The sequence below is a fragment of the Cryobacterium sandaracinum genome (assembly GCF_004403415.1).
Lineage (GTDB): Bacteria > Actinomycetota > Actinomycetes > Actinomycetales > Microbacteriaceae > Cryobacterium > Cryobacterium sandaracinum.
In genome coordinates, this window is sequence record NZ_SOGO01000024.1 from 77848 (window position 1) to 91184 (window position 13337).

11 protein-coding genes are annotated in these 13337 nt (G+C 69.5%); 8 read left to right on the top strand and 3 right to left on the bottom strand.

The genetic code is table 11. The features are described 5' to 3' along the window. The first annotated feature begins 24 nt into the window (after nucleotides 1-24). From E3T25_RS08325 to E3T25_RS08355, 7 genes are all read left to right on the top strand, one after another. On the top strand, nucleotides 25-1221 hold the full coding sequence (locus E3T25_RS08325; protein ID WP_134373602.1) for an acyltransferase family protein: 1197 nt from the start codon (nucleotides 25-27) through the stop codon (nucleotides 1219-1221). A gap of 117 nt (nucleotides 1222-1338) precedes the next feature. Continuing rightward, nucleotides 1339-2670, top strand: coding sequence for a bifunctional o-acetylhomoserine/o-acetylserine sulfhydrylase (locus E3T25_RS08330; RefSeq protein ID WP_134373604.1), 1332 nt, complete (start codon nucleotides 1339-1341; stop codon nucleotides 2668-2670). A gap of 339 nt (nucleotides 2671-3009) precedes the next feature. After that, nucleotides 3010-4236 carry a homoserine O-acetyltransferase MetX gene (metX, locus tag E3T25_RS08335; protein WP_134373606.1) on the top strand — a complete coding sequence of 409 codons (1227 nt, stop codon included), beginning with the start codon at nucleotides 3010-3012 and terminating at the stop codon, nucleotides 4234-4236. 125 nt (nucleotides 4237-4361) lie between these two features. Continuing rightward, nucleotides 4362-5849 carry a DUF4389 domain-containing protein gene (locus E3T25_RS08340; protein ID WP_134373608.1) on the top strand — a complete coding sequence of 496 codons (1488 nt, stop codon included), beginning with the start codon at nucleotides 4362-4364 and terminating at the stop codon, nucleotides 5847-5849. Between the two features lie 130 nt (nucleotides 5850-5979). After that, nucleotides 5980-7149, top strand: coding sequence for a sensor histidine kinase (locus E3T25_RS08345; protein WP_134343269.1), 1170 nt, complete (start codon nucleotides 5980-5982; stop codon nucleotides 7147-7149). Next, the gene (locus tag E3T25_RS08350; RefSeq protein WP_104099866.1) at nucleotides 7146-8444 is read left to right on the top strand and encodes a hypothetical protein; all 1299 of its coding nucleotides are present in this window, start codon (nucleotides 7146-7148) and stop codon (nucleotides 8442-8444) included. The genes E3T25_RS08345 and E3T25_RS08350 overlap by 4 nt, the downstream gene beginning before the upstream one ends. A gap of 60 nt (nucleotides 8445-8504) precedes the next feature. Further along, complete coding sequence (locus E3T25_RS08355) at nucleotides 8505-9191, top strand: response regulator (RefSeq protein WP_255408575.1); 687 nt, start codon at nucleotides 8505-8507, stop codon at nucleotides 9189-9191. A 466-nt stretch (nucleotides 9192-9657) separates the two neighbouring features. Here E3T25_RS08355 and E3T25_RS08360 read toward each other — a convergent pair whose 3' ends face one another. From E3T25_RS08360 to E3T25_RS08370, 3 genes are all read right to left on the bottom strand, one after another. Next, nucleotides 9658-9993 (bottom strand): thiamine-binding protein, encoded by a 336-nt coding sequence (locus E3T25_RS08360; protein ID WP_104099865.1) that lies wholly within the window; start codon nucleotides 9991-9993, stop codon nucleotides 9658-9660. Between the two features lie 4 nt (nucleotides 9994-9997). Next, nucleotides 9998-11236 (bottom strand): glycosyltransferase 87 family protein, encoded by a 1239-nt coding sequence (locus E3T25_RS08365; RefSeq protein WP_166785975.1) that lies wholly within the window; start codon nucleotides 11234-11236, stop codon nucleotides 9998-10000. Nucleotides 11237-11307: 71 nt separating this feature from the next. Then, nucleotides 11308-12168 (bottom strand): ADP-dependent NAD(P)H-hydrate dehydratase, encoded by an 861-nt coding sequence (locus E3T25_RS08370; protein WP_104099863.1) that lies wholly within the window; start codon nucleotides 12166-12168, stop codon nucleotides 11308-11310. A 74-nt stretch (nucleotides 12169-12242) separates the two neighbouring features. Here E3T25_RS08370 and E3T25_RS08375 point away from each other — a divergent pair, with 74 nt between their 5' ends. Then, nucleotides 12243-13334: an NADH:flavin oxidoreductase/NADH oxidase gene (locus E3T25_RS08375; protein WP_134373612.1), complete on the top strand. Its 1092-nt coding sequence runs from the start codon at nucleotides 12243-12245 to the stop codon at nucleotides 13332-13334. Nucleotides 13335-13337 lie beyond the last annotated feature (3 nt).

Genomic DNA, 13337 nt, shown 5'->3' on the forward strand with positions numbered 1-13337 from the left:
TCCCATTCTGGTCGGAGAAGCAGCATGATGAGCCCACGCGCCGCCGGAATACCGCACGTGCAGAAACGACGCGTGCCGCTCTGGGACAATGCGCGCTGGATCGCGATCGCCCTGGTTGTGCTCGGGCACGCCATCCTGAAACTCATCGCCGAGTCGGATGTCGCCTACGAGTTCTATCTGTTCGTCTACGCCTTCCACGTTCCGCTGTTCGTCGCCGTCAGCGGGTACTTCGCCCGGTCGGGCCCGCTCGGTACTCGCCAGCTGCATCGTCTGGTCACCGACATCGTGCTCCCCTACGTGATCTTCGAGACGATCTGGACAGTCGTGCACTGGCTACTCGGCGGCGAATTCCGCCTGGACTACTCGTCCCCCTCCTGGACCCTGTGGTTCCTGATCGCCCTCCTGGCCTGGCGCCTCGCCCTACCCTTCCTCGTGCTGCTGCGCCATCCGCTGCTGATCAGTGTGATCATCTCCGTCGGCGCCGGGTACTTCGCGTCGATCGACAGCACCTTCGCGCTGTCGCGCACGCTCGGGCTGCTGCCGTTCTTCGTCTTCGGCTGGCAGCTACGCCAGTGGAAGCTCACCGACCGCTGGCTGGGGCTGCACGCCACCGCGGTATGGCGCTGGCGGATCGGCGCGTTCACCCTGTTCACGGCACTGCTGGGCGTGATCGTGGCGAACATCGACGCCCTTCGTGAGGCGCAGGTGCGCCAGTTCCTGCTCTACGACGAGGCCTACCCGGCGTTCGGCTACGACCAGCTCTGGGCCGGCGTCATCCGTCTGGGTCTGCTGCTGCTCGCGTTCGCCCTCATCGTGGCATTCCTGGTGCTCATGCCCCGGCGACGGCTCTGGTTCACGCCCTACGGCGCGGCCACGATGTACATCTACCTGCTGCACAGTTTCGTGCTGTTCCTCCTGCGCGAGAGCGGGGTGCTCGGCGGACCCCAGCCGGGCTGGGTGCTGCCCGCGATGATCGGGTTCAGCGTGCTGATCTCCATCGCCCTCTCGCAGCGGATCGTGCGCAGGGTGTTCCACCCGCTGATCGAGCCGCGCGCCCGCTGGCTGTTCCGCAAGAAGGCGCGCACCGATACCGGCACTATCGTGCTTCCGCACCTCGACGCGCCTGCCGGCACGCTCGCCGCCGAGCCTCCCGCAGAGCCTCCCGCAGACGCACCGCCCGCAGACCCTGCCGTCGGCACACCGCGCGACACGCCGCGCTGACCGCTTCGTGACGCTGTGTTGCGGTGTCCGTTGCCAGCTCGACAACCCCCTGCCTAGAATCGCTGGCAGAGCGCTGGAAGGTCCACGCTCGTCGAGGATCACCCGGGAGATCACCTCATGAGCGACAACGCTGCAGACTGGAAGTTTGAAACCAAGCAGGTGCACTCCGGTGCCCAGCCCGACCCGACCACCAATGCCAGGGCAACCCCGATCTACCAGACCACGTCCTACGTGTTCGACAGCGCCCAGCACGCGCAGAACCTGTTCGCACTGGCCGAATTCGGCAACATCTACACCCGTATCATGAACCCGACCCAGGCCGTCGTCGAAGAGCGCGTCGCCGCCCTCGAAGGGGGCACCGCAGCCCTGCTCCTGGCCTCGGGCCAGGCCGCCTCCACGTTCGCGGTGCTGAACATCGCCCAGGCCGGCGACCACATCGTCTCGTCGAGTTCAATCTACGGCGGAACCTACAACCTGTTCAAGTACACCCTGGCCAAGCTGGGCATCGAGACGACCTTCGTCGAGAACCAGGACGACCCCGAGGAGTGGCGCCGGGCGCTGCGCCCCAACACCAAGCTCTTCTTCGCCGAGACCATCGGCAACCCCAAGATCAATGTGCTCGACATCCGTCTCGTGGCCGATGTGGCGCACGCCAGCGGGGTGCCGCTCATCGTCGACAGCACCATCGCCACCCCCTACCTGATCCGCCCGTTCGAGCACGGCGCGGACATCGTCGTCCACTCGGCGACCAAGTTCCTCGGCGGCCACGGTGCCGTCATCGGCGGCGTCATCGTCGACGGCGGCACGTTCGAATGGTCCAAGAACGTGGAGAAGTTCCCCGGCCTCACCGAGCCGGACCCGTCCTACCACGGCGTCAGTTACACGGGCGCGGTCGGCGACGGCATCGCCTACATCATCAAGGCGCGCGTGCAGCTGCTGCGCGACCTCGGATCCGCGATCGCCCCGGCGAGCGCCTGGCAGCTCATCCAGGGCATCGAGACTCTCAGCCTGCGCATCGAACGCCACGTGCAGAACGCCCAGGACATCGCGGAATGGCTCGAGAACCACCCCGACATCGCCTCGGTCAACTACGCCGGCCTGCCGTCGAGCCCCTGGTACGCCGCCGCCAACACCTACGCGCCCCGCGGTGTCGGCGCCGTGCTGTCCTTCGAGTTGAAGGGCGGAGTGGATGCCGGTCGCGCCCTCGTCGACAACCTTTCCCTGTTCAGCCACCTGGCCAACATCGGCGACGTGCGGTCGCTCGTCATCCACCCGGCCTCGACCACGCACGCGCAGCTCACCCCGGAGCAGCAGCTCACGGCCGGTGTGACGCCGGGCCTGGTGCGCCTCTCCGTCGGCATCGAGAACATCGCCGATCTGAAGGCCGACCTCGAGACCGGCCTGGCGGCCGCCCGCGCGGTTGTGCAGGCATCCCGCGCCAACGCCTGACACGCCCCCAGCCGCTGCCAATCCGGATGGGTATCCCCCCAGGCGGGTGGGTAACCAATTCGACGGAGATTTTGCCCTCTACACCCGGTTTCGGCCCGTTTCAGGCCAAAATCGGCAAAATCTCCGTCGAATTCGTTCGGGTGGCGAGCTGATTCGGCTCCGCCGAGTGCGAACAGAGTGGAAACCGAGTGGAAACCCAGTGCAACCCGAGTGAAAACCGGGTGCGTCCCGAGTGAAAACCGGGTGCTCCGCGGCGGCGGCCGGGCGCGCGGTGCGCTCACCAGACGGTGCGGTGACAATAAGCCGGAAGGGCTGTTCACCCGGCAGAATAGGGAGCCTATGGACTGGCAATATTCGGCAGACACCGTCCCGTCGAGCTTCGTGACCGAAGCCCAGGCGCGGTCGCTGCTCGGCAAACCTCCGGCGACGGGTGCGTGGCGCGACGGCGACCCCGTGGGGAACCGTCGTTTCCTCGACGTCGGTGCGCTGCACTTTGAGGGGGGCAGCAGCCTCGGCGCCGTGCGGATCGCCTACGAGACGTGGGGCGAACTGTCCCCGAGCGGCGACAACGCCGTGCTCGTGCTGCACGCCCTCACCGGCGACAGCCACCTGGTCGGCCCGGCCGGCCACGGCCACCCGACCGCGGGCTGGTGGAGCAGGATCGTCGGCCCCGGCCTGGCCATCGACACCGACCGCTGGTTCGTGGTTGCCCCGAACATGATCGGTGGCTGCCAGGGCAGCACCGGTCCGGCCTCCCTCGCCCCGGACGGCTCCGAATGGGGCACCCGCTTTCCCTACCTCACCATTCGCGATCAGGTCGCCGCGCAGGTCGCCTTCTCAGACCATCTCGGCATCGACCGTTGGGCCGCCGTCGTCGGCGGCTCGATGGGCGGGATGCACGCGCTCGAGTGGGCCATCGAGCATCCGTCCCGGGTCGCCCGCCTGGCAATCCTCGCGGCACCGCCGGTGACGACCGCCGACCAGATCGCGCTGAATTCGGTGCAGATCGAAGCCATCCGCAGCGACCCGCTCTTCCGCTTCGGCGACTACTACGACGCCGCGGACGGCGACGGCCCGACCCGCGGCCTCGCCCTGGCCCGGCGGATGGCGCTGCTGAACTACCGCAGCTCCGAGGAGCTCAACCTGCGCTTCGAGCGCGGCTGGCAAAGCGAGATCAGTCCGCTCGGCGCGGGCGGCCGCTTCGCCGTCGAGTCCTACCTCGATTTCCACGGCAACAAGTTCACCCGGCGGTTCGACGCGAACAGCTACATCGTGCTGGTCGAGGCCATGAACTCGCACGACATCGGCCGCGGCCGCGGCGGTGTCGCATCCGCCCTCTCCCGCATCGATGCGCTCAGCGTCGTCGTCGGCATCGACAGTGACCGCCTCTTCCCCCTCGAGGGCCAACAGGTCATCGCCGCCCACCTGCAGGGCAACATCGACGACACGGATGCCGTCACGCTCCACTCCGGCTTCGGCCACGACGGTTTTTTGATCGAGAACGAGGCCATCGGCGCGCAACTTCTGCGCGTTCTGAGCCGTCCCGCTCCCTCGCATCGAGCTTGACACGGTCCCGGATCAAGACGACGTCGACCGGCAGGCCACGGAACGCGACACCCTCGTGAACCGAGTCGTGCCCGTGAATGAGACGTACCCTGACTCGAGACGTACCCGATGAGAGGACACGCGCCATGAAACCCGGTTCCGTTATCATGTTGATCTTTGGCGCGATCCTCTCCCTGCTCGGCTTCTCGCTGGCCCTGGCCGGGGCGACGACCGCCGTGGTCAACGCGCAGGGCGAGGACGGCTACATCACCAGCCCCGCCCGCTCGTTCTCGGTACAGTCGTTCGCGCTCACCTCGCCCCGGATCGGCTCGATCGAGCTCCAGGACGTCCCGGCGGACATCGGCACTCTCCGACTCCGCGCGCTCTCCACCTCCACAGCGGACGTCTTCATCGGCGTCGCGTCTCAGGCCGACGTCGACCGCTACCTGGCCGGAGTGAATAGCACCGAGCTGCGTGACCTGAACATCAATCCCTTCCGTGCGGTGTACCGCGACATTCCGGGCAGCCGCGCTCCCGAAGCCCCCGGCGCCCAGGACTTCTGGGTGTCCTCCGCCGAGGGTCCCGGCACTCAGGAGATCGACTGGGATCTGACGAGCGGCAGCTGGGCGGTCGTCGTCATGAACGAGGATGCCAGTTCCGGCGTCTCAGTCGCCCTGCAGGCCGGCATTCGCCTCGGGTTCCTCGCCCCGCTGGCGGTGGGGCTGCTTCTGGTCGGCCTGTTCATCCTTCTCATCGGCCTGGTGCTGACCGTGTTCGGGGCAATCGGCCTGGGCCGCGGCACACTGCCCGCAACCAGGCCCGGCGCCACGCCCGACACACCGCTCGGAGCAGCAACTTTCGTCGGCGCAGGCCCACCCGGGGCGACCGCGGTCCCTGCCCATCCCGGTGGGCGGACGTTTCCCGCCCGGTTGACCGGAACCCTCGACGAGGGGCTGTCCCGCTGGTTGTGGTTGGTGAAGTGGATCCTGATCTTCCCGCACGTGGTAGTGCTGCTGTTCCTCTGGTTCGGGTTTGTCGTCACCACCATCGTCGCCGGGTTCGCCATCCTGTTCACCGGTCGATACCCGACGGCCCTCTTCCAGTTCAACGTCGGGGTGCTGCGCTGGAGCTGGCGGGTGTCCTTCTACGCCTACTCGGCGCTCGGCACCGACCGGTACCCCCCCTTCAGCCTGGCGTCGTCGGCCGACTATCCCGCCGATCTGCAGGTCGATTACCCGGAGCGCCTCTCGCACGGGCTCGTTCTGGTCAAATGGTGGCTATTGGCGATTCCGCACCTGCTGATCGTGGCGGCCTTGACCGGAAGTGCGACGATCTGGCGGAACGACGAGGGCGACTCGGTCTCGAACACCGTCCCGTCCCTGATCGGGGTCCTGGTGCTGATCGCCGCGGTCATCCTCCTCTTCACCGGCCGGTACCGGCGCAGCCTGTTCGATCTGATCCTCGGCATCGACCGCTGGATCTTCCGGGTGGCCGTCTACACCGCACTGTTCCGCGACGAGTACCCGCCGTTCCGCCTCGACCAGGGCGGCGCCGACACCCCGGAGGCCGCGGTCACACGAGCACCGATCACACCCGCCGCACCTGCCGGCGGAGCGGCGTCGAGCACGCCCTGAGTCGCTGGTCACGCCCGTCGGTAACGCCGTCGGTCGCGCGGACGCCGACGGATGCCACGGAGCGCGCGGGGGAACGGACACCGGGCCGGTAGGGTTCTGTATAGAGGGCAAATGGGGTGAGAGCGCCGCTATGCAACGAATCTACAAGGAACGTGACCGTCTGCTCCGCAGAGCGGCTCGCCTGTGCGGATTGGCCGGCTCGGCCGCCGCGCTCCTCGCGATGCTTGTCCCGGGCGGCTTGACCGTGAGCACCCTGGCCCGGAGCCTGCCACTGCTGCTGCTGCTGGTGGCCGGCCAGTACCTGCTCGGCCGGTCCGGCCGGATGCGCTGGGTCGCCTTGATCCTGGTCTCCGGCATCGCCGTGATCCTGCTCGTGGGCTGGTCGGGCCAGCGTGCCACCGGCCTGAACCTCGTCGAGCAGGCCATCATCGGCGGCATCGCCGCCGGAGCCCTGAGCTGCGTCGCCCTCGTGCTCGTTGTCAGCGCCGCCCGCCTGCTGGTGCTGTCCCTGGCATTCGGTGCGACCGTTGCCAGCGTGCTCGCCGCCACCCGCGCCTCGTCCGACGCCACCGTGCCTCTCCTGCTCACCTTCAGCGTCTGGCTTGCCATCGCCCTGGTGGCCTGGTGGCTGGCCCAGAGCGTGCCGCGCGTCATGGCGCGCATCGCCTTCATCGGCCGCGCCCACCTCGCCGAGCGCCATGCCAGCGAGCTCGAAGCCCAACGCCGGCAGGATGCCCGGCTGCTGCACGACACCGTGCTGGCCACCCTCACCCTCCTCGCGCACTCCGGCGTCGGCGTCAGCCCGGCCGCACTGCGCCAACAGGCCGGCGACGACGCCCGGTTGCTGCGGCAGCTACGGCTCGGCGGCCTCCCCACCCCGCGCCGCTCCGGGGTCTACACGCTCGAGCCGGCCACCGAGTCAATGCTCGGAAGCACCCTCGAATCGGTCAAGCAGCGGTTCGGGCGGATGGGACTCGATGTGGACTGGCACGGCAGCGGACAGGTTCTTCTGCCCAGCGACGTGCTCGACTCCTTCCTCCTCGCCCTCGGCGAGTGCCTCGAGAACGTGCGACGTCACGCCGGCGTCGCCCGCGCCGACGTGACGATCACTGATGACGACACAACCGTGCGCGCCATGGTCACCGACGCAGGGGTCGGCTTCGACCTCAGCGGCGTTAGCGCCGAACGCCTCGGTTTCGCCGAATCGGTCGTGGCCCGCCTGCGTGACGTGGGCGGCAACGCCCGCCTCTTCTCCTCCCCCGGCTCCGGCACCACGGTCGTGCTCGAGGTGCCCAAGTGACCGTCCCCGGCATCGTCGACGCCCGCCGCCGTGACGCGCGCCGCGCTGCGGCGGCGGGCGGGTCCGACCAGCCGAGCAATCAGGACCGCCAGGAACGCCGGGCTTACCGGCGCAGTTTCCGACGCCCCGAACGCACCGAGCAGACCACGCGCGCCAACCAGAGCGGCCTGGGTGGCCGCCACCTCGGCATCGGCCTGACGTTCAGCGGCGGCTTCATCACCCTGTTCCTGTTCGGGCAGTTCGCCGTGCAGTGGTCCGAATATCCCGACCCGACGCCCAGCCTCATCGCGTGGGGTCTCCTGATGGCGACCACGGTCCTGGCATTGATCACGGTGCAGCGCCTTTCGGCTCGGATGCCGGACTGGCTGTTCGCCGCGGCCATCGCCGCCGGCGCCGCCGTGGTGGCGCTCGACCTGATCGGGTCGTGGGGCGAAACCGACTCCGGCGTCTACCCGACCGCCGCCGCCGCCGTCGGCACCCTGCTCATCTCCCTGGCCACCGTGCGCCGCGGGCACGACCTCGTCTCGGCCGCGATGGCGCTCGGCCTGCTTCTCTTCCTCGGGGCGCTCACCGAGGAGCGCGCCGATCCGCTCACCTTCGCCCCCGACCTCCTTGCGATCAGCCTCGCCATCCTGCCTCCGCTGCTCGGCGTCGCCACGGTGCGGGGATTCCGCCGGATGGCCCAGCGTGAGCTCGACCTGGTGCTGGTGCAGAGCACCATCTCCCAGCCGCAGTTCGCGGTGGGGATGTTCGCCTCCGAGGAACTCGCCCGTATCGACCTCGACGCGGAGACTCTGCTCGACGACGTCGCGAAGGGTCGCACGGCGCTGCCGCTGAGTTCCGAGAAGTCGACGACGGCGGCAGACCTCGCCACGCAACTGCGGCTGCACCTGATCCGGGGCCGCCGGGAGACCTGGCTGCACCACGCGATCACCGAGTCCGAGTTCCTGGGACCGTCCGTCGGCCTGCACGACCCGGCGGGGCTGGCCGGCATGCTCAACCCCGACCAGCGCGATGCCCTTCTGCGCACGATCTGGCTGCTGATCAGCGACACAACCCGCGACGAGGCATCCGTTTCGCTCTCTCTCGGTCCGATCCGACCCACGCACGGCGTCTCCGCTCGCCAGAAGTTACGATTTCCGATCGAATTGACCACGACGGGTGTGCCACGACGTCGAGTGGACCCCGAGACGTGGCAAGCTATCCGAATAGTCGGCCCTCACGTCGATTCCAGCCGGGACGGAAGTCTGCATCTGGAAATCGAATGCAGTATCGACAATCCCGCGGATGCTTAGGGTCCGTGGAACTACGCTGTTGAGCTTCTCATTCGGGGCCAGAAGCACAAGGAGACAGAAGTGACGAACACGACCACGTTGAGCACTGAGGCGCCGAGCAAGGACAACCCCATCCGGTTGGCCCTCGTCGACGACCACCGCATGCTGTTGGGGGCCCTCACCGAGTGGATCCGGGGGGCCGCGGACGACATCAACATGGTCGCCGCCGTCACCACCTGGCCCGAGCTGCTCACCCACCCCGAATTTCCCGTCGACGTCGTGCTCCTCGACCTCGACCTCAAAGACAACATCCCGGTCTCACTGAAGATCTCGACGCTCAAGACGGCCGGCGTGAAGACGGTGTTGATGAGCACCTATTCCGAGGCCGGGCTCGTGCGCGAGGCGCTGGCTGCCGGTGCGCTCGGCTACCTGGTGAAGAGCGAAGAGGCAACGATGATCGTCGAGGCGATCCGCTCCGCCTATGACGGCGACTCCTTCATCTCGGCCGAACTGGACGAAGCCCTCAACAACGGCGCGAACGGCGGTTCTCCCCGCCTTAGCGCGCAGGAGCGCCGGGTGATGGCCCTCTACGGCGCGGGCGAGCCGGTCAAGGCCGTCGCGCACCAGCTCGGCATCTCCGAGGAGACCGCCAAGAGTTACCTCAAGCGCATCCGGGAGAAGTACCGCCTCGCGGGCTTCGACGTGGGAACCAAGGTCGCCCTGCGCAAGCGCGCCATCCACGACGGCATCCTGCTCCAGGGCGACTGACTTCGGCGCTGCCGAACGGCCCGGCTGCCGAACGGCCCGGCTGCCGAACGGCCCGGCTGCCTCGCGCCGACCACGCCGGCCACGCGGATCGCCTGGGTGCCGTCCGGGAGCTCCACACCGTTCCCGCGCCGGGTGCGGTCCAGGAGGAACGTCCCCACGGTGAGCAACAGGGCGAAGAAGCTTTGGCCCAGGCCGATCCAGACCGGGGCGACGTAGCCGAAGTTGCCCGCGATGGCGAGGCCGTGAGCAGGTCTGCCTCCAGAGTACGGGGCCGGTGGCCCGAACGAATTCGACGGAGATATCGCTCTAAACAGTGCGTTTGGGCTCAAAAGCGAGGGTTTGACCCAGAATCTCCGTCGAATTAATTAGACGCCCGGTACGGCGTTCCGCCGGGGTCAAACAGCGCCCCGCGGTATGGTCGGCTCTGACTCCCGGAGAGCGATGCAACCAGATGGGATTCACTTGGCTACGCGGCCGGTGTGGCGGCCGTCGATGCTGCGGCCTCGGCCAGCGCCGCCTCGAGGCGCTCGACCTTCCCGGTCAGCTCCCCGGTGCGGCGGCCCCGGATGTCGGCCTTGAGCACCAGGGACACCCGCGGCCCCCAGGCTCCGACGGCTTCAGTGGCGGCCTTGACCACCGCGAAGACCTCGTCCCAGTCGCCCTCGATGGTGGTGAACATCGAATCGGTGTGGTTGGGCAGCCCGGATGCGCGCACGATGCGCACGGCCGCGGCGACCGCGTCGTGCACCGACCCTTCGTCATCGTGGGAGCCGGACGGGGCGACGGAAAATGCAACCAGCATGGGGTTACTCCTTTTGATAGGGGGTGGGTGGGAACAGGATCTGCCACACGGCCCAGCCGAGCAGCACGACCTCCAGCACGTTGCGCACGGTCAGCACCAGCACCAGAGCCGGGTCTGCCACGAGCAAGAGGTCGTAGAAGTGCGGGTAGACGAGTTGGGTCAGGGCCGCGATGACAAGCCCGAGCACGGCCGGGAGCCGCCAGGCACGCCCCCGCACCAGCAGCCCGAAAATGATGGGCGCGGCCAGCCAGGTCGTGAACTGCGGCGAGCCGACCTTGTTGACGACGATCAGGGTCAGCACCAGCGCCAGCGCCAGCGGCGGGAACAGGCCGGCCGGTTCGGCGCCTGCACGCATCCGCTGGCAGGCCAGGAGCACCACGGCCAGCCCGCAGAGGGCGAGCAGGGGGGTCATCGCCACGATGGCGACGTTCGTGCCGGTGCCGATGATCTGGAAGGTGAGGATCTGCCGGTCGTAGTAGAGGTGACTGCCCGGCAGACCCAGCGCGGCCGGCCACATCCAGAGGCCGGCGACCGGGGACTCGATCTGGATGCCGCGGTTCGTCTGCTCGCCGACGAAGCTGAGCACGTTCGGCCCGCTGCCGAGCCCGAGCGCCACCAGCACGATGCCCAGGCTCGTGCCGGCCGCGGCGACGAGCACCCGCCAGCGGTCCTTCGAGACGACGAATAGCGCGATCACCAGGGCCACCGGCCAGATCTTCACCCAGGTGACCAGAGTCAGCAGCACGGTTCCCCAGACCGGCCGGGCGCCGACGAACAGCAGTGCGGCGATCGCCAGCGGCACGGTGACCGCATCGATCCGGGCGAGGGCGACGGGCCCGAGCAGCAGCAGGAAACCCAGCCACCAGGCCGCCGCGGCCAGGGCACGCCGGTTGCGGCCCCGCCCGAGCAGCAGCGCGAAGGTCCCGGCGTTCAGCAGGGTCACGAGCCCGAGCCAGCCGGCGGCGTAGAGGTCGGGGCCGAACGCGAGCGGCGCCAGGATGGGCAGGAGGGCCAGCAGCGGGTAGACGAAGCCGGTGGTAATGCCCACGACGTCGGCACCGGATGCCGCGTCGGTCGCCCAGCCGAGGTAGACGACCTCCACATCGCCCAGCGGCCAGCCGGGGGACGCGAAACAGAGCCACCAGAGCACGCCGTGCACCAGTGCGAAGCCGGCCCAGAGCAGCGTTCGCGATGTCGGCACGCCGGCTCCGGCGGCCAGGTGTTCTGCGACGGATTGGGGCACGCTCCACCTTCGCACACCCCCACGGCTCCGCCGCCGCACCGGGACAGTCAGCGCGGGGCCCAGCGCGGCGGTCAACGCGAGCCGAGCAGGTCCGCGATCGTGGCCGGCACCGCGCCGGCGATGTCGAGCGCGGTGATCGGACCTCCGTTGGACGCCCGGGCCGCTGCCCGGGCGTGCACCAGGGCGGCCGTCGCCGCGAGATGGGCCGGCGCGGCGGCATCCGTCTGGATCGCCCGTGAATGCGTGGCCAGGAGGGCGCCGAGGATGCCGCCGAGCACGTCCCCGGATCCGGCCGTCGCCAGCCAGGAGGGCGCCTTCGACACCGTCAGCCGGGTGCCGTCGGGCGCCGCGATCCAGGTGACGCTTCCCTTGAGCAGCACCGTGACGCCCAGGCCGGACGCGGCGCGCACGGCCCACTCTCCCGGCGCAGCGGCCACCTCGGAGCCGGCCACCGACTCGCCCTGCGGGGAGAGCAGGCGTGTAAGCAGCCGGGCGAGTTCGCGGTAGTGCGGGGTGATCACGACGGGCCCGGTCGCCCGGCCGACCAGGTCGAGGGCCCCAGCATCGCACACCGTGGGCAGCCCCTCGGCCAGGGCGCCGAGCAGCGCGGCCTCGGTCACCCGGTCGCGCGCGGCGGCGTCCTGGCCCGAGCCGAGCAGCCAGGCCTGCACCTGCCCGGGGGCGGTGACGGCCTCCGGGCGTCGCTGCAGCACCAGGTCGGACGCCCGTCTCGGGCCGAGGTAGCGCACCATCCCGACCCCGGTGCGGAGGGCCGCCTCGACTCCGAGCACCGCGGCCCCGGGGTACTCGTCGGAGCCCGTGCGCACGCCCAGCACGCCGCGGCGGTACTTGTCGTCGTCCGCCCGGGGAACCGCGATCCGCTCGCGCGCCCGTGCGTCGTCCCATTCCAGCCATCCCCGTGGTTCGCTCATGCACTCACGATAGGTTGTTTTGAGTGCGTCGGGCCGGCCGCTTCGCCCGCCCACTCGACCCTTGGGGGAAATCCGTGGCTGTTACCGCCCTGTTCGAACCGTTCACCGTGCGCGACGTCACCCTGCGCAACCGCATCTGGGCGGCGCCGATGTGCCAATACGCGGTGCGGGAGAAAGACGGCGTCCCGCGGGACTGGCACCTCGTTCACCTGGGCGCGCTGGCCGCGGGCGGCGCCGGCCTGATCCTGGTCGAGGCAACCGCGATCAGCCCGGAGGGCCGCATCTCCCACGCCGACACCGGCCTCTGGAACGCGGAACAGACCGCCGCCTGGGCACCGATCGTGGCCTTCCTTCATGCGCAGGGCGCGAAGGCCGGCATCCAGCTTTCCCACGCGGGGCGCAAGGCTTCCGTCTGGCCGGCCTGGGGCGGAGACCGGCACGGCACTATGGCGACGGATGACGGCGGCTGGCCGACCGTGTCGGCCTCGGCCGTGCCGTTCCCCGGCTACGCACCGCCCGTGGCCCTGGATGCCGCGGGCATCCAGGGAATCGTTGACGGGTTCGCTTCCGCCGCGCTCCGGGCGGTGGAGGCCGGGTTCGACGTCGTGGAGCTGCACGCGGCGCACGGCTACCTGCTGCACCAGTTCCTGTCCCCGCTGAGCAACCGGCGCACCGACGGGTTCGGCGGCGGGCTGCCGAACCGGGCCCGCCTGCTGCTTCAGGTCGTGGCCGCCGTGCGCGCGGCCATCGGCGAGGAGCGCGCCCTGTTCGTGCGGTTCTCCGCCACGGATTATACCCCGGGCGGCTGGACCGAAGACGAGACGGCCGAGGTCGCCGGCTGGGCCGCGGCCGCCGGGGCCGACTTCTTCGACATCTCCTCCGGCGGCAACGTGACCGGGGTGCGCATCCCGCTGGGTCCCGGCTACCAGGTGCCGCTCGCCGAGCACGTGAAAACGGCGGCGGACGTGCGGGTCAGCGCCGTGGGGCTGATCACCACCGCGCACCAGGCCGAGCAGATCGTGGCATCCGGCCGGGCCGACGCGGTCCTTCTGGGCCGCGAACTCCTGCGCGACCCGCACTTCCCGCTGCGGGCCGCCCACGAGCTCGGCGCCGGCGTGGACTACTGGCCGCCGCAGTACCTGCGCGCCCGGTGGCCGGCCGCCTGAGAA

Coding starts and splice junctions, on each gene's coding strand:
- E3T25_RS08325 (WP_134373602.1), top strand. CDS start 25: ATGATGAGCCCACGCGCCGCCGGAATACCGCACGTGCAGAAACGACGC.
- E3T25_RS08330 (WP_134373604.1), top strand. CDS start 1,339: ATGAGCGACAACGCTGCAGACTGGAAGTTTGAAACCAAGCAGGTGCAC.
- E3T25_RS08340 (WP_134373608.1), top strand. CDS start 4,362: ATGAAACCCGGTTCCGTTATCATGTTGATCTTTGGCGCGATCCTCTCC.
- E3T25_RS08370 (WP_104099863.1), bottom strand. CDS start 12,168: ATGAGCGAACCACGGGGATGGCTGGAATGGGACGACGCACGGGCGCGC.
- E3T25_RS08360 (WP_104099865.1), bottom strand. CDS start 9,993: ATGCTGGTTGCATTTTCCGTCGCCCCGTCCGGCTCCCACGATGACGAA.
- metX (WP_134373606.1), top strand. CDS start 3,010: ATGGACTGGCAATATTCGGCAGACACCGTCCCGTCGAGCTTCGTGACC.
- E3T25_RS08345 (WP_134343269.1), top strand. CDS start 5,980: ATGCAACGAATCTACAAGGAACGTGACCGTCTGCTCCGCAGAGCGGCT.